At 70.3% G+C, this 16,682-nt stretch carries 12 protein-coding genes; 7 read left to right on the top strand and 5 right to left on the bottom strand.

The window, feature by feature from the left end; genetic code table 11:
- Positions 1-59: 59 nt before the first annotated feature.
- Positions 60-341: a hypothetical protein gene (locus FBX97_RS18430; RefSeq protein ID WP_141834826.1), complete on the top strand. Its 282-nt coding sequence runs from the start codon at positions 60-62 to the stop codon at positions 339-341.
- A gap of 40 nt (positions 342-381) precedes the next feature.
- Here the strand turns inward: FBX97_RS18430 and FBX97_RS18425 are convergent, their stop codons facing one another.
- Positions 382-3,417, bottom strand: coding sequence for a sensor histidine kinase (locus FBX97_RS18425; protein ID WP_141834823.1), 3,036 nt, complete (start codon positions 3,415-3,417; stop codon positions 382-384).
- 83 nt (positions 3,418-3,500) lie between these two features.
- On the bottom strand, positions 3,501-4,130 hold the full coding sequence (locus FBX97_RS18420; protein WP_255517544.1) for a response regulator transcription factor: 630 nt from the start codon (positions 4,128-4,130) through the stop codon (positions 3,501-3,503).
- Between the two features lie 146 nt (positions 4,131-4,276).
- Here FBX97_RS18420 and FBX97_RS18415 point away from each other — a divergent pair, with 146 nt between their 5' ends.
- On the top strand, positions 4,277-5,233 hold the full coding sequence (locus FBX97_RS18415; protein ID WP_141834817.1) for an MBL fold metallo-hydrolase: 957 nt from the start codon (positions 4,277-4,279) through the stop codon (positions 5,231-5,233).
- 66 nt (positions 5,234-5,299) lie between these two features.
- On the opposite strand, the gene FBX97_RS18410 is transcribed toward FBX97_RS18415, so the two are convergent.
- The 3 genes from FBX97_RS18410 to FBX97_RS18400 are packed head-to-tail and all read right to left on the bottom strand — an operon-like array spanning position 5,300 to position 8,675.
- Entirely contained in the window at positions 5,300-6,139 is an 840-nt protein-coding gene (locus FBX97_RS18410) for an alpha/beta fold hydrolase (RefSeq protein ID WP_141834814.1), read from the bottom strand.
- Positions 6,140-6,169: 30 nt separating this feature from the next.
- Positions 6,170-8,023, bottom strand: a complete 1,854-nt coding sequence (locus FBX97_RS18405) for an amidohydrolase (protein ID WP_141834812.1) — start codon at positions 8,021-8,023, stop codon at positions 6,170-6,172.
- Positions 8,024-8,048: 25 nt separating this feature from the next.
- Complete coding sequence (locus FBX97_RS18400) at positions 8,049-8,675, bottom strand: response regulator transcription factor (RefSeq protein ID WP_141834804.1); 627 nt, start codon at positions 8,673-8,675, stop codon at positions 8,049-8,051.
- Between the two features lie 156 nt (positions 8,676-8,831).
- Here FBX97_RS18400 and FBX97_RS18395 point away from each other — a divergent pair, with 156 nt between their 5' ends.
- The 5 genes from FBX97_RS18395 to FBX97_RS18375 all read left to right on the top strand — a co-directional run bounded on the left by FBX97_RS18395 (position 8,832) and on the right by FBX97_RS18375 (position 16,671).
- Positions 8,832-9,536 carry a YoaK family protein gene (locus tag FBX97_RS18395; RefSeq protein WP_141834802.1) on the top strand — a complete coding sequence of 235 codons (705 nt, stop codon included), beginning with the start codon at positions 8,832-8,834 and terminating at the stop codon, positions 9,534-9,536.
- 97 nt (positions 9,537-9,633) lie between these two features.
- Positions 9,634-10,320, top strand: a complete 687-nt coding sequence (locus FBX97_RS18390) for a hydrolase (RefSeq protein WP_141834799.1) — start codon at positions 9,634-9,636, stop codon at positions 10,318-10,320.
- An 80-nt stretch (positions 10,321-10,400) separates the two neighbouring features.
- Positions 10,401-10,688, top strand: a complete 288-nt coding sequence (locus FBX97_RS18385; protein WP_141834796.1) for a XapX domain-containing protein — start codon at positions 10,401-10,403, stop codon at positions 10,686-10,688.
- A gap of 26 nt (positions 10,689-10,714) precedes the next feature.
- Positions 10,715-11,131 (top strand): response regulator transcription factor, encoded by a 417-nt coding sequence (locus FBX97_RS18380; protein WP_141834794.1) that lies wholly within the window; start codon positions 10,715-10,717, stop codon positions 11,129-11,131.
- Entirely contained in the window at positions 11,128-16,671 is a 5,544-nt protein-coding gene (locus tag FBX97_RS18375; RefSeq protein WP_141834791.1) for an AAA family ATPase, read from the top strand. Before FBX97_RS18380 ends, FBX97_RS18375 begins: the two co-directional genes overlap by 4 nt.
- Positions 16,672-16,682: the final 11 nt, after the last annotated feature.

Raw genomic sequence — 16,682 nt, 5'->3', positions numbered from 1 at the left:
GGGATCGACGCCAGGGCGCCCGCTACCATTTCCGGGACCGTCAACCACCAGGGGACAACATGGACGCCGATGACGCACCGACCGAGATTCTCCGCATCCGCTTGTGGAACCGGGCGCATGCGACCGCCTTGCTGGCCGAATGCGAAGCGGCCGACCGCGTGCTGGCGCGCTGGGCCGACCGGGCGGCGTGCGAACCGGTCGGCTTCGAAGTCACCTTCATCGATGGAAATATCGTGCGCGGCATTCACGAGTTCTTTCATCAAGGCAAGCGCAAATGCCTCTTCAGCACGCATGTGCGCAGGCTCTTGCGCCGCGCGGCAGTGGCCAGCGGTGCCGCCTGATGGCGCCGGGCCCGGCCGGCCTGCGGGGGCGGGGACACCCTCAGGCGCCGTATGCCCGTCCCCCGGGGATACTCAGCTTGACGACGGTGCCGCCTTCGCTGCCCTCGGCGATGCTCAACAGCGCGCCGATGCGCTGGGCCCGCTCGCGCATGCCGACCAGGCCCCAGCGGCCCCTGGCGGCGCCCGTGCGCAGCACCTCGGCATCGATGCCGCGGCCATCGTCGGCCACGGTCAAGGCCAGAACGCCGGGGCCGTAGTCGAGCAGGGCGCGGACCTGGCCGGCCTGGGCGTGGATGCAGGCATTGTGCAGGGCTTCGCGCGCGATGGCGGCGGCTTCCACCGCGACCTCCGGCTCGATCGGGCGGCGCTGCCCGTCGATGCGCAAGCCGATGACGATGCCGGCATGGACCGCCCGCAGCTGCCCGACGATGTCGTGCAGCAGGTCTTCGAGTTCATTGTTGCCGCCGGAACGCAGTTCCTGGAGCTGGGCTCGGCCTTCGCCGAGGGCGCTGCCGGCCTGGCCGATGACTTCTTCGAGCGCGCCCCGCACCCCGCTGTCCTGCGGCAGCCTGGCGGCGATCGCATCCACGCGCAGCAGCAGGCTTTGCACGGTCTGCAGGAACGTATCGTGCAGGGTGCGCGCGATGCGTTCGCGCTCGGCCATCCTGACGTTCAGGCGTTCGGCCAGGCGCCGGGTCAGGTAGCGCACCCGCAAGCGGTAGGCCAGGGCCAGCGCGCCCGCCAGCAGCAGGGCGGCGAGCAGCTTGAACCAGCCGGTCTGCCACGCCATCGGCTCGACGCTCAGCTTCAGGACCGCATCCGCGCTGCTGCGCACGCCGTCTTCGTTGACGGCGCGCAGGCGGAACACATAGTCGCCCGGCTTCACGCTGGTGTACGAGGTCATACGCTGGGTGCCGGCATCCTGCCACCGGGCGTCCACGCCTTCGAGCATGTATTCGAAACGCACGCGCTCCGGCATGCGCAGCGAGGGCGTGGTGAAGTCGACGCGGAAGCGCTCGGTGCCGGGCGCCAGGCGCAGTGGGGCGCGGTCCGGGGTGTCGGCGCGGTAGGCCGCCGTGTCGGTCGCCAGCGACAGGATGACCGGTACGGGCGCGACGCGGTTGCGGTCCAGGTGCGCGGTATCGACCCGCACCACGCCGCCGGTCGCGATCAGCCACAGGGTGCGGCCGTCGGCGCTCCAGGCGCTGTAGCGGCGGCTCTCGAACACGGCACGGCCGGGATAGCCGTCCAGGCCGTCGAACACCTCGTAGCGCAGCGCCAGCGCGGGATCCGCGATGCTGCGCTGCCAGTCGGCGGCGCGCACGTGCACCAGGCCGGCGGCGCCGTTCAGCCAGCGGTCGCCGTCGGCGGTGGTGACCAGGCCGGAGACGTTGCGCAGGGCGTCCGGATCGGCGGCGCGCAGCATGGCCAGGTGGCCGCCGCGCACCACGCCGGTGCCGTTGTCGCCGCTGAGCACCAGCTCGGCGCCGGGAAAGATGGCCGCGGTCATGCCGAGGGCGCGGATGTCGAGCGGGGGGCGGCTGGTCTTCGAGGCGACGTCGTAGTGAAACAGTTCGCCGTCGCCGGTGGCCAGCCACAGCCGGCCGGGGCCCGCCAAGGCCGACTGGTAGATCTTCTTGGACGGCATGTTGAAACCCTGCGACAGATGCCAGCGTCCGTCCTGCCAGGCCAGCAGCCCGGTCTCGACCGTAGCCGTCCACAGGACCTTGCCGTCGTCCAGGATGCCCAGCATGCGCCTCGGTACCGGCCGGCCGTCCGGGCCGGGCGGCAGCGGCATCTCCTGCGGCGCGCCGCCGTTCTCGCGCCAGATGCCGTGCCTGCCGCCAAACAGCAATCGGCCGGCGGGATCGCGCGCCAGCAAGGTCAGCGGGTGCCTGGGCTGTACTTCCGTCACGCGCTCCGGCTGCAGCTGCCACAGCTTGCCGCTTTCGGCATGCGCTGCCCAGACCCGGCCGCCGGCATCGGACGCCAGGCTGTAGCCGATGCCATCCCCGGCCAGCCCGGTGGGGAGGATGCGTTTGCGGCGGAACCGGTCGAGTCCGTTTTCGGAGGCGATCCAGGTATTGCCCTCGCGATCCACGATCAGCATGCTGGGACTCTTGCCCGACATCTGGACCGTGTCCTGCGTGGCGGCGCCTGGCGCCGGGCCGACCCGGTAGGCGGTTTCCCGGCGGCGCGCGGCGTCCGGCAGGACACAGGGACGCTCCGGGCATTGCAGCAGCCAGAGCGTGCCGTCGGGCGCAAACTGGCCGGTGCCGAACGACTCGGCGGCGCGGGCGGGCGCGGGATCGCCGACGCCGCCGCCCCCGGCCATCAGCCGCAGCACGCCGTCCGGGGAGATCAGCCACAGGCGCCCGTCGGGGGCGGGCAGCAGTTCGCCGCCCTGCGCCAGGACCTGCTCGAAATGGCCGCTGCGCCGGTTCAGACGCCAGGTACTGCCGTTCCGGCTGATCCACAACTGGCCCTGCGCGTCGAGCATGAAACTGCGCATGTCCTGCGCCGACCACGCGGGGCCTGTCTCGACGGTGTGCCAGCTTCCCGCGTGCAGGCGATAGATGCCCTTGGCGACGACCCAGACGCTGCCGTCGGTGTCGACCGCCACGGCGTCGACCATGCTGCCCCGGGCCGGCCCCGGGGGCAATTCCTGCATACGGCCATCGGGCTGCAGGACGGCGATGCCTTCGCCGGCCTGGCTGATGTACAGCTCGCCGCGCGGGCCGGCATGCAGGTAGCGGATCAGGTTGCGGTTCAGGCCCAGGCCGGGCGGCAGCGGGTGGCGGTAAAAGCGCACGCCATCGAAACGGTAGAGGCCGTCCAGGGTGCCCAGCCAGAGCCAGCCGTCGGTGGTCTGGGCCATGGCCAGGATCGCCGGCGGGGCGCCGTCGTCCAGCGTCCAGCGCGTGTGGTGGTAGTCGCCGAGCGTCGGCCGCGCGGTGGCCTGAACGAGGTCGGCGGCCGCCGGGCGGGCGGGCAGGTGCAGCGCAGCGGCCAGCAGCGCGGGCAGGAGCAGGACGCGCCGCCGGACGCCGGTGAAACGGAGTACGCGTGCGGCCACGTGGTCTCCCTGGAGAACGTTGTCTGAGATGTATCGAATTTTATCTTACCGACTAGTGCAAGGAGGAACTAAATCGCGGTGATCTACAGGCTGATGTAGCCGCGCTTGGCGGCCATGGTGACGGCATGGGTGCGGTCGTTGGCGCCGAGCTTCACGAGGATCGTGCTCATGTGCGACTTCACGGTCGGCTCGCTGATGCCGAGCATGTCGCCGATCGTGCGGTTGGTGTGGCCGCCGGCGACTAGCTGCAGCACGTCCAGTTCGCGCGGCGACAGCCGGTCGGCGGCGTAATGGCCGTGCATGTCCGCGCGCGCCTGCGGCCCGAACACGTGCGCGCCGGCGTGGACGCGGCGGACCGCGTTCGCCAGTTCCTCGCCGAGCGCATCCTTGAGCAGGTAGGCCGCGGCGCCGGCATCGAGCGCGGCCTGGATCCGGGCGTCGCCGCCGTAGGTGGTCAGGACGATCAGGCGTGCGTCCGGCTGAAGGGCGCGGATGCCGCGCAGCGCTTCGAAGCCATCGTGGTCCGGCATCTGCAGGTCGAGCAGGCAGACATCGGGCCGCTGGCGCGCGAACAGCGCGATCGCCTCCTTGCCGTCGCGCGCCAGGGCGGCGACCTCGATGCCACCCTGCGCCAGCAACGATCTGGCGATCCCGTCCAGCATCAGGGGGTGGTCGTCGGCGATCAGGACGCGGATAGGCAGGGGCGACGGCATGGCAGTGTGCATCGGTGGTCGAGCGCCGATTATATGCGTGGATGGCGCGCCCCGCGCCATAACTTGAGACCAGTGACGCACCGTGCCCGAGGCCGGATCATCGCCATCGTACCCCCGGTACGACGACTTTCCATTTCGAGGACACCATGACCACCAAACGCAAGCACATGCTCCTGGCCGCCGCCTTTGCCACGGCCGCCTTCATTCCATGCGCCCGGGCCGCCGCGCCGCTGGCGAAGACCCCTGCGCCCGGCTACGCTCGCATCACACTCGGCGACTTCGAAATCACGCCGCTGAGCGACGGCACCGCCGACCTGCCGATGGACCAGCTGTTGCAACAGAAGGCCGAGGCCACGCGCGCGGCGCTGCAGAAGAATTTCCTGGCGCTGCCTCTGGAAACCTCGACCAACGCCTTCCTGATCAATACCGGGGCCAGGCTGGTGCTGGTCGATACCGGCTCGGGCGCCTACTTCGGGCCGACCCTCGGCAAGCTGGCCGCCAACCTGAAAGCCGCCGGCTACCAGCCGGAACAGGTCGACGAGGTCTACATCACGCACCTGCACCCCGACCACGTGGGCGGCCTGGCCAGCAACGGCCGGCGCGTGTTCCCGAACGCCATCGTGCGCGCCGCCAGGGCGGACAGCGAGTACTGGCTGAGCCAGGCCAATGCCGGCCAGGCCGCGGCCGACAAGAAAGGCTTCTTCCAGCCGGCCATGCAGTCGCTGGCGCCGTACGTCCAGGCCGGCAAGTTCAAGGCGATCGAGCGCGACGGCGAACTGGTGCCGGGCATCCGCGCCATGGCGGCCGCCGGGCACACGCCCGGCCACACGGTCTACCTGGTCCAGAGCCGAGGCAAGAAGCTGCTCCTGATCGGCGACCTGGTCCACGTCGCGCAAGTCCAGATTGACAATCCCGAAGTGACGATCGGCTTCGACAGCGATGCCAGGGCGGCCTTTGCTTCGCGCAAGCAGTTCTTCGATGGCGCTGCCAGGGAGGGCGAACTGGTGGCCGGCGCGCACCTGCAGTTCCCGGGGCTGGGCCATCTGGTGGAGCAGGGCAAGGGATACCGCTGGGTGCCGGTGAACTACACCCAGCCTCGTTGAGAAGAAGAGGGATGCGCCGGATACCGCTCCCGTCCGGGGCGCGGTATCGAAGGCGCGGGTTTTGATTTAGCTGCGCAGGAAGGCCAGCAGTTCGGCGTTGAGCTTGTCCTTGTGGGTCGACGGCAGGCCGTGCGGGGCGCCTTCGAACACCGACAGGCGGCCCTGCGGCAGCAGCTCGACCGCGCGGCGGCCGGTGCTGGCGATCGGCACGATCTGGTCGTCGTCGCCGTGGATGACCAGGGTCGGGATCGTCATTTTCTTCAGGTCGTCGGTGAAGTCGGTTTCGGAGAACTGCTTGACGCAGGCGTAGGCGCTTTTCAGGCTGCACTGCATGCCCAGGTTCATGAAGTTCTGGACCAGGCCCTGCGAGGTCTTGGCATCCGGTCGGTTGAAGCCGTAGAAGGGCACGGCCAGGTCGAGGAAGTACTGGGCGCGGTCGAGGCGCACGCCTTCGCGGATGCCGTCGAACACCGACAGCGGCACGCCGTCCGGATTGGCGGGCGAGACCACCATCTGCGGGGTCACGGCGCCGACCAGCACCGCCTTGGCGACGCGGCCGGTGCCGTGGCGCCCGATGTAGCGCGCCACTTCGCCGCCGCCGGTGGAGTGGCCGACCAGGGTGGCGCCGGTGATGTCCAGCGCTTCCAGCACGGCGCCCAGGTCGTCGGCGTAGGTGTTCATGTCGTTGCCGTGCCAGGCCTTGCCCGAGCGGCCGTGGCCGCGGCGATCGTGGGCGATCACGCGGTAGCCGTGGTCGGCCAGGAACATCATCTGGTCTTCCCAGGCGTCGCCCGACAGCGGCCAGCCGTGGCTGAACACCACCGGGACGCCGTGGCCCCAGTCGGTGACGTGGATGCGGGTGCCGTCGTGGGTGGTGACGGTATTGTCTTTGTACGAGATGGTCATGCTGTTCCTTTCGTTGTTTCGGTGGGTGGGTCAAAAAGCGAAGCAGCTGCAGCCGAAAGCGCCCCAGAAGCTCGAGAAATCGGACACCGGCACGCCCGACTTGCGGGCGCGGTCGTGGGCGTGTCCGTGCACGCCGCAGGCGCCCTGGCACTGGTGCGCCAGGCTGGCCGGCGGGCGCGGCGCTGCGCTGCGGTAGTGGCCGCCGAAGCCGCGCACCGGCGACCATTCGGGCAGCACCGGCAGCGGCGGCGGACCCAGGGTGGAGAACTCGGCCTGGCCGTGGACGATCTTGCCGCCGACGACGGTCAGCACCGATTCGATGCCCTTGATCGCCTCTTCGTCGATGCGGAAGAAGTCGGCGGACAGCACCGCGAGGTCGGCCAGCATGCCTTCGCGGATGCGGCCCTTCTTGCCGCTCTCGCTCGAGAACCAGGCGCTGCCGCTGGTCCAGAGTTCGAGCGCGGTGGCGCGCGGCAGGCGCTGCGCGGCGTCGTACAGGCGCAGGCCGCCGACGGTGCGGCCCGACACCAGCCAGTACAGCGCGGTCCAGGGGTTGTAGCTGGCGACCCGGGTGGCATCGGTGCCGGCGCCGACCGGCACGCCCATTTCCAGCATGCGCGCCACCGGCGGCGTGGCCTTGGCCGCCTCGGCGCCATAGCGCTCGACGAAGAATTCGCCCTGGAAGGCCATGCGGTGCTGGATCGCGATGCCGCCACCCAGGGCCTTCACGCGCTCGATGTTGCGCGGGCTGATGGTCTCGGCATGATCGAAGAACCAGGACAGGCCGGCGAAAGGGATCTCGCGGTCGACCTTCTCGAACACGTCGAGCATGCGCGAAATGGATTCGTCGTAGGTGGCGTGCAGGCGGAACGGCCAGCGGTTCTCGACCAGGTGGCGCACCACCTTTTCCAGCTCGTCTTCCATGCCGGCGGCCAGTTCGGGGCGCGGCTCCAGGAAGTCCTCGAAATCGGCGGCCGAAAATACCAGCATCTCGCCGGCGCCGTTGTGGCGGTAGAAGTCGCTGCCGTCGCCGGGCTTGACCATGCCGGTCCAGCGTTCGAAATCGCCCAGCTCCTTGCCCTTGTTCTGGGTGAACAGGTTGTAGGCGATGCGGATGGTGAGCTGCTCTTCGCGCGCCAGTTCCTCGATCACCGCGTAGTCTTCCGGGTAATTCTGGAAGCCGCCACCGGCATCGATCGCGCTGGTCACGCCCAGGCGGTTCAGTTCGCGCATGAACTGGCGGGTCGAATTCACCTGCAGGTCCTGCGGCAGCGTGGGACCCTTGGCCAGGGTGGCGTACAGGATCATCGCGTTGGGACGCGCGATCAGCATCCCGGTCGGGTTGCCGGCGCTGTCGCGCACGATCTCGCCGCCCGGCGGCGCCGGGGTGTCGCGGTCGTAGCCGACGGCGCGCAGGGCGGCGCGGTTGAGCAGGGCGCGGTCGTACAGGTGCAGCACGAACACCGGGGTGTCCGGCGCCGCCGCATTGATTTCCTCGATGGTCGGCATGCGCCGTTCGGCGAACTGGAATTCGTTCCAGCCGCCCACCACGCGCACCCATTGCGGATGCGGGGTGCGCTGCGCCTGCTCCTTCAGCATGCGCAGTGCATCGCCAAGGGAGGGCACCCCTTCCCAGCGCAGCTCGAGGTTGTAGTTCAGGCCGCCGCGGATCAGGTGCAGGTGCGAATCGTTGAGGCCGGGGATCACGGTACGGCCGTTCAGGTCGATCACCTGGCTGTCGGGCGTGCGGTGGCGCATGACCTCGTCGGTGTCGCCGACGGCGAGGAATCTGCCGTCACGGATGGCGACGGCGCTGGCCTGGGGGTTCTGCCGGTCGACCGTGTGGAAGCAGCCGTTGAACAGGATGAGCGTGGATGCGTTCATGGAGACGTCTCTGTGTGAATGATGGTTAGAAGGGGTGCAGCAGCCCGCGCTGCTGGGCCACGCAGGCCGCCTCGGTCCGGCACGAGACGTTCAGCTTCGACAGGATGTTGTTGACGTGGTATTTGACGGTGCCGACGCCGATGCCGGCGTCGCGCGCGATGACCTTGTTGCTTTTTCCTGCACTCAGGTGGGCCAGGATGTCGAGCTCGCGGCGCGACAGTTCGCTGGCATGGATGCGCTGCGCCAGCTTTTCGGCCAGCTGCGGCGGCAGGTAGCGGCGATGGCTCGCCACTTGCCGTACGCAATGCACGATCTCTTCGAAGCCGGCCTGCTTGAGCAAATAGGCCGAGGCGCCGGCATGCAGCGCACGATGGACGTTCTCGTCGCCTTCGTAGGTGGTCAGGATCACGACTTTGGCCTCGGCATGACGCTTCCTGACCTGGGCGATGGCTTCCAGTCCGCCGCCCGGCATGTTCAGGTCGATCAGCAGCACGTCCGGGCGCAGGCGCTCGTAGAGCTCGACCGCCTGGGCCGCATTGACCGCCTGGCCAAGCAGCTCGAAGCCCGGCTCGGATTCGATCAGGGTCGCGATGCCGGCAAGGATGAGGGGGTGGTCATCGGCGATGACCAGCGAGATTGTGGGCTTGTCCATGGCTGTCCTCCGGCGGAGATTGTCGGCGCGGGTCCCGATCCCGGTCTAGCTATACGAAGGGATATGCCTGCGGAAGGGGGCAACTGGCCAAATGGGATGGGCGCGCGGCGCGGCCCGGCACTAGCATGGCCGGGCTTTCACATACGGAGGACAGGCATGAACGATGCATACCATGGACGGCTGCAGGGCACCGCGCTGGGCTTTTTCGCAGGCTATGTCGATACGCTCGGATTCCTGGCGCTGTTCGGCCTGTTCACGGCCCATGTGACCGGCAACTTCATCCTGATCGGCGCCGCGCTCGCCGACCCGGGCCGCGCCTCGGTCCTGCTGAAATTCCTGGCCTTCCCGGCCTTCATCGCCGGGGTGGCCGCGGCGCGCCTGCTGGTCGTGGTGGTCGAAAGGCGCGGCGCCGCCGCCCTGCGGCCGGCCCTGCTGCTGCAACTGGTGCTGCTGCTGGGCTTCATGGGCTGCGGGCTGGCGGCCGCGCCGGTCGGCGCCGAAGCCGGGCCGCTGGCAATGGCGGCCGGCCTGCTGGGCGCAGCCGCCATGGGCGCGCACAGCGCCGCCAGCCGGTTGCTGCTGGGCCACCTGGCGCCGACCTCCATGATGACCGGCAACGTCACGCAGATCGTGATCGACGCCGTCGACTGCCTGCGCGGCGCCGACGATCCCGGCCTTGGCGCCAGGCTCGCCAAGTTCGCCTGGCCGCTCGCGGCCTTCGCGGCGGGCTGCATCGCCGCCGCATTCGCTTTTCACCGGTTCGGCTTCGCCGCGCTGGTGGTCCCGGTCCTGATTCTGCTCGGCCTGCTGGCGCTCGAGGCGCCGGTGCCGGCGGGGCAGAAGCGGGCCAACGCGTCCTAGCACCAGGTATACCTGTGGATACTATTGCCACAGGGGGCCGGGGGCTAGGATTCCAACGGCATCGCGCCGCCATATCGCTATCCAAATGGGGAAAACCATGAGCAATCCAAAACTTGAAGTGCTGACACCCGCCAACAGCCAGCTGATCTTCATCGACCAGCAGCCGCAGATGGCCTTCGGCGTCCAGTCGATCGACCGCCAGACCCTCAAGAACAACGTGGTCGGCCTGGCCAAGGCCGCGAAGGTCTTCGACATTCCGACCACCATCACCACCGTCGAGACGCAGGGATTTTCGGGCCCGACCTATCCGGAGCTGCTCGACGTATTCCCGGGCAAGCAAATCCTCGAGCGCACCTCGATGAATTCGTGGGACGACCAGAAGGTACGCGACGCCCTGGCCGCCAACGGCCGCAAGAAGGTGGTCGTGGCCGGCCTGTGGACCGAGGTGTGCAACACCACCTTCGCCCTGTGCGCGATGCTGGAGGGCGACTACGAGATCTACATGGTGGCCGACGCCTCGGGCGGCACCACCAAGGAAGCGCACGACTTCGCCATGCAGCGCATGATCCAGGCCGGCGTGGTCCCGGTCACCTGGCAGCAGGTGCTGCTCGAATGGCAGCGCGACTGGGCCCGCAAGGAAACCTACGATGGCGTGGTGGCGGTCGCCAAGGAGCACTCCGGCGCCTATGGCATGGGCATCGACTACGCCTACACGATGGTGCACAAGGCGCCACAGCGCGCCAGCGGCGAGCACGAAGTACTGGCGCCGGTACCGGCCCGCTGAGCAGCGCTACCCAGCACAGCACGAAGCGGGGCAGGGCCGGCGCCGGGTGCGCCCGCCTTGCTCCCTTTTCAGGAGATGCCATGAAGATCTACATCGTGTCGCTGGCCGCCGGGGTGCTGGTCGGCCTGATCTACGCCTTGTTGCAGGTGCGTTCGCCGGCGCCGCCGGCCATCGCGCTGGTCGGCCTGCTCGGGATGCTGATCGGCGAGCAGGCGCTGCCGGTCGCAAAGAAGCTGCTGGGCCGCGAGCCCGTCACGGCGGCCTGGCTGCGCAGCGAATGCGTGGCCCAGATCACCGGCGTGCCGCCGAAGGCCGCGGCGCCCGCCGATCCCGTTCCCGGCAAGGCGCCACCCGAGCGCGGCGCCTGAGGCCCTGCGCTCGAACAGGCAGCCCGATGACCCGGCCACAAGATGACCACGCCGCCTGCGCACGTATCTGCGTGGTCGACGACGACGCCGCGGTGCGCCACGCCCTGTGCAACCTGCTCGAGGCCGGGGGCTACGACGTGCTGGCCTTCGAATCCGGCGAAGCCTTGCTGGCTGCGGGGGAACTGGCGCGGATCGACGTGGCCGTGTTCGACGTCAAGCTGCGCGGCATGAGCGGCTTCACGCTGCTGGAACGCTTTCGCGAACGCACCACGGCCGAAGCGCGCGCGATTCCCGCACTGCTGATCAGCGGGCACAGCGACCGCGCGATGGAGCAGCGCGCCCTCGACGCCGGCGCGCTCGAGCTGCTGCGCAAACCGGTCGACCCGGACCGCCTGCTCGAACTGATCGAGGATGCGCTGCAGCGGCGCACGGCGTCCCAATGACGGGGCCGGGCGGCGACCGCTCGCATGACGCGCTCGACGGCTACCGTTTCGAGCTGGTGCGGCGCGACGCGGTGCTGGCCACCTGGCGCGGTAGCCGTAGCGGCGATTCCGGCACCATCCTGATCGTCGGCGCGGTGTCGGAGGCGGCGGTGCGCACCGCAACCGGCTGGCTGGACAACGAACTGTCCCTGCGCGAGCGCCTCGACCCGGCCTGGGCGCGCGTACCCGCCGCCTCGGCCTGGCACGGCGGCGCCATGGTGCTGGTCTACCCCGACGACGGCGCCGTACCGCTGGCGCCGCCCCCCGGCGCCGGATTCGAACTGGACCGGTTTTTCGGGTACGCGGTGGCAATGGCGCGGACCCTGGCGGCGGCGCACGCGGCCGGCGTCAATCACCGCGCCCTGGCGCCGTCGAGTTACCTGTTCGACCGGGAGGGCAATTGCCGGCTGGCCGGATTCGGCCAGGCCGCACCGATCGAGGCGACCGCGCGGCGGACGCCGCCCACGGCGCCGTCCGTCTTGCCGGTCATGCCGCCGCAGACCATGTCGCCGGAGCACAGCGGCCGTACCGGCTTGCCGGTCGACGCCCGCAGCGACCTGTATTCGCTGGGCGTGATCCTGTTCCAGTGCGCCACCGGCAAGATGCCGTTCAGGATCGCCGAGCCGGCGTCCGCCGCCGGCTGGGTCCACGCCCACCTCGCTTCCGAGCCGGCATCGGCATCGCAGGTGCGCCCCGAGCTGCCGCCCATGCTGTGCCGCATCCTGGCACGGCTGCTGGCGAAAGCGCCCGAGGAGCGCTACCAGGGCGCGCAAGCGCTGGCGGCCGACCTGGCGCGCTGCCAGCGCGCCTGGGCCGCGCACCGTGAAATTCCGGTCTTCACGCTTGGCGCCGACGAGCAGGGCGCCGTGCTGGCGTTCCCGGCCCGCCTGTACGGCCGCGACGGCGCCCTGGCCGACCTCACGGCGGCCTACGCGCGGGTGCGCACCGAAGGTACGCTCGGCGTCTCGGTCGTGCACGGGCCCTCGGGCAGCGGCAAGACCGCGCTGCTGGGCGCCTTCCTGGACGATCCGCGCCTGCGCCGCGCCGTCGTGATCCGGGCCCGTGCCGACCAGTATGGCGGCGAAGCGCCTTACGCCGCGCTGGCCGACGGCCTGCGCCGGCTGGTGACCGGCATCCTCGCGCACAGCGAGTCCGCGGTCGCCCATTGGCGCGCGCGGGTCGCCGCCGCGCTGCGCGACCCGGCGCCGGCGCTGGTCCTGGTGCCCGAGCTGGCGCTGCTGCTGGACGGGGCGCTGCCGGTGGCCGGGTCGCCGGCCGCCGGTTCGCCGGCCGCCGGATCGCCGGCCGCCGCTATCGAAGGCGGCGCGCGCGTGGCCGACACCGTGCTGAGGCTGCTGCGCGCATTCGCCACGCCCGAGCGGCCGCTGGTGCTGGTGGTCGACAACGTCCAATGGCTCGATCCGGCGGCGGTGCTCCTGCTCGAACAGGTCGTGGGCCTGGCGGCCGATCTGCCGGTGATGCTGCTGCTCGCCGTGCGTTCGCACATGGGCGGTGCCCCGGGCAGGCACGCCGCGCTCGGCACACGCCTGGCCGGACGCGCCGCATTTTTCCATGAGGTCGCGCTGGACGGCTTGCCGCTGCCGGTGCTCGAACGCCTGCTGACCGACATCTTCGGCGCCCAGCCCGGCATCGCCGCCCTGGCTGCGCTGGTACGCCACAAGACCGCCGGCCATCCTTATTTCGTGCGCCAGTTCGTGCAGGCGATCGCCGACGACGGACAGGTCAGGCACGCCGCCGGCGCCTGGCGCTTCGACCTGGACCAGATCGCCGCGCGCGGCTTTACCGACAACATGGCCGGCCTGGCGCTGCAGCGGCTGGCGCGCCTGCCGGTCACGCTCAATCCGGTGCTGGGCACGATCGCCATCCTTGGCCAGCCGGCCAGCAGCAGCCTGCTGGTGCGCGTCTTCGAGGTGGACGCGGTGCAGCTGGCGGCAAGCCTGGCGCCGGCGCTGGCGGCGGAAGTGCTGGTGCGCGACGGCGACGCCTACGCCTTTACCCACGACCGCCTGCAGGAAGCGGCCTACCAGCTGCTCGACGCGGCGGCGCGACCCCGGCTGCACTACCTGCTGGGGCGCCTGCTGGCCGGACAGGCGGCGCTGGACGGGCATGACGACACGCTGTTTCGCGCCGCCGGCCACCTGGCCCATGCGCAGGCGCTGGTCGAGCCAGGGGAGGCGCTGGCTTGCGCACAGCTGGCCGCGCGCGCCGGCCAGCACGCGCGCCGCAGCTGCGCCTACACGGCGGCGGTCAACTATCTCGGCCAGGCCCTGCAATTGCTGGCCCGGGCGCCGGACGCGAGCGCCGGGGCGGCGCTGGCCTTCGAATTCGAGTACGAGCTTGCCCAGTGCCTGTTCCTGACGGGGCGCCTGGAAGACTGCGCCGCGCTGGTCGAGCGCCTGCTGGCGGGACCCGCCGGGTACCGGGCGCGTGGCCAGCTGCACAGCCTGGCGGTCGACCTCGAAGTGCGGCGCGGACGCTATCGCGAGGCCAGCCGGATCGCCCTCGGCGCGTTGCGCGAGGCCGGCATCGATATCCCGGCCGACCCCGGTAAAGAGGAAGGCGACCGCGCCTACGCGGCCGTGCGCGCGGGCCTGGGCACCGACCCGCAGGCGTGCCTGCAGGCGTTGCCGCCGCTGGCCGACGCCGATATCGCGGTGGCATTCCAGCTGCTGACCAGCGCCATGGTGGCGGCGGCCCTGACCGCGCCGCGTCTGTTGTTCATGCAGATGTGCGCAACCCTGCAGCTGACCCTGCGCCACGGCATGACGGCCGACTCGGTGGCCGTGCTGGCCTGGTTCGGCGTGCGCGTGTGCGAACACTACCAGGCCTACGAGGACGGGTTCGCGTACGGGCAGGCGGCGCGCAAGCTGGTGAAGCAGCACGGCTATGCCTCGCACGAGGCGCAGGTGCTGCTGGCGCTCGACCAGCTCAGTGTCTGGACCCAGCCGCTCGAGTTTTCCCTCGAGTGCGCGCAGGACGGGTTCGCGGCCGGCCGCGCGCAGGGCGATTTCACGACCGCCTGCTTCGCGGCCTGCCACCGCACCTGCCTGTTGCTGGCGCGCGGCGACCACCTGGACACGGTACGCGAAGCGGTCGAGCAGGCGCACGCTTTCGTCGTCCATGCCGGCTTCGCCGACGTCGAAACGGTCCTGCGCACCCAGCTTTACTATGTCGACCACCTGCGCACCGTCGCCGAGGAGGGCGGCGCACCCGACCTCGAGCGCGACATGCCCGGCGCCGCCAACGCCATGGCGCCGCTGCGCTTCTGGCGCTGGATCTACCTTGCCATCGCACGCTACCTTGAAGGCGACCTGGAGCGCACGCTGGCCTGTCTCGACGAAGCGGCCCTGCTGGCGTGGTCGGCCCCGGCCTATATCCACCTGCTGGACCTTCACCTGTTCAGCGTGCTGGCCCTGTGCGGACAGGACGCGGGGGAAACGGCGGCGCGGCGCGTGCGCGCTGCTGGTCACCTGGCGCAGATCCGCACCTGGGCCGACAGCAACCCCGTCACGTTTGCCGACAAGCTGGCGCTGGCCGAGGGCGCGCTGCGCGAATTCGACGGCGACGATGCGGGTGCGCAGGACTGCTACGAACGTGCGGCCGAACATGCGCGTACCTACGGTGTCGAGCACATCGCCGGTATCGCGCACGAACGCGCGGCAGCGCTAGCGGCGCGCCGGCGCCAGCCGACCGCGGCGGGTGCGCATGCGCAGGCGGCGTCGCGGGCCTACCGCCGCTGGGGCGCACTGGGCAAGGTGGCGCTGCTCGAAGCAGCGTTCCCGCCGCTGGCTGCGCAGGGCGACGGCGCGGTGCTCGCGCTGCACGCGAACACCGCGGCGATCCGCGACATCGACAGCGTCATCCGCTCGGCGCGCGCGTTGTCGGAGGAGATCCATGCGGTGCCGCTGGTGCAGACGCTCATGAAGATCGCATTGCAGACCGCGAATGCCCAGCGCGGCATCCTGATCCGGCGCGAAAACGACGGCATGCTGGTCCAGGCCAGCGCGCGCCTGACCGCGGACGGCATCGAAGTCGACATGGGTCTGGTCGCGCCGACCGCGCAAGACCTCCCGCTCACCATGGTCAACACGGTCATGCGCACGCGCCAGCCGCTCAGCGTCAGCGACAGCCTGCGCCCGGCGCCGTACGCCAGGGATCCCTACCTGGCGGCCTACCCGCGCTGCGCGGCGATCGCGATCCCGATGATGAAGCGGGCGCAACTGGTCGGCATGCTGTACCTGGAAAACCGTTTGTCCTCCTACGGCTTCACCGGCGAGCATACCCAGGTGCTGTCGTTGCTGGCAGCCCAGGCCGCGGTATCGCTCGAGACCGCGCAGCTGTATGCCGAGCTGCTGGAGGAAAACCGCGAACGCCGCCGGGTCGAGAAAGCCTTGCGCGAGAGCCGCGCGATGCTGCTGCTCGGTGAGCGCATCAACCGCAGCGGCAGCTGGATCTGGGACGTGGAACGCGGTACGCTCGACTGTTCAGCGGAATGCTGCCGCATCTTCGGGCTGGACCCGGCGCCGGACCGGATCGCGCTCGGTACCCTGATGGCGCGCATCCATCCGGAAGACCGCGACAACGTGGCACGGGTGATCAACGACGCCGCCGGCGCGCGGCGCCCCATGCGTTTCGAACACCGCGTGGCCGCCGGCGACGGCCGGGTGCGCTACCTGTCCGTCGTCGGCCAGCCGGCGGACGACATCGACGGCGTGTTCGTCGGTACGGTCAGCGACATCACGCGCCACCGTATCGACGAGGAAGCGCTGCGCACGGCCCAGGCCGAGCTGGCGCACGGCGCGCGGGTGGCGACCGTGGGCCAGCTGACGGCGGCGGTCGCCCATGAAGTCAACCAGCCCCTGATGTCGATCTCGGCGAACGCCGGCGCCGCATTGCGCTGGCTGCAGCGCGCGCCGCCTGACCTGGACCGGGTGGACGGCCTGCTGCAGGAGATCGGGGGACAAAGCCAGCGCGCCGGTAAAATCATCCAGACCCTGCAGGAGCTGGGGCACCGCAGTCCGCAGTTCGGCGCGGTCGACCTGCACGTGCTGCTGCGCGAGACGCTGGCGCTGGCGCGCGCCGACCTGCAGCGGCACGCCGTCGCGCTCGAACTCGAGCTGGAGGCGCTTGCCAGCCGCATCGACGGCGACGCCGTCCAGCTGCGGCAAGTCCTGGTCAATCTGGTCAACAATGCCATGGAGGCGATGACGCCGGTCCTGGCACGCCGCCGGGTGCTGCGGATCGTATCGCGCGGCGGGAACGGCCGGATCGGCATGCGCTTCGAGGACAATGGCGTCGGCGTGGAGGCATCCGTCGTCGACACCATGTTCGAACCGTTCGTGAGCACCAAGCCGGACGGCATCGGCATGGGACTGGCGGTGTGCCGTTCCATCATCGAGGCGCACGGCGGCACCATCCGCGCCGAGGCCGGGCAGCCCTGCGGCTGCAGCGTCATCTTCGAGCTGCCGGAAGGCCGCTGACGGCGCGCTGT

The sequence above is a fragment of the Herbaspirillum sp. SJZ107 genome, assembly GCF_006715485.1.
Classification (GTDB): Bacteria; Pseudomonadota; Gammaproteobacteria; order Burkholderiales; family Burkholderiaceae_D; genus Telluria.
This window is presented reverse-complemented; position numbering and strand designations above follow the sequence as displayed.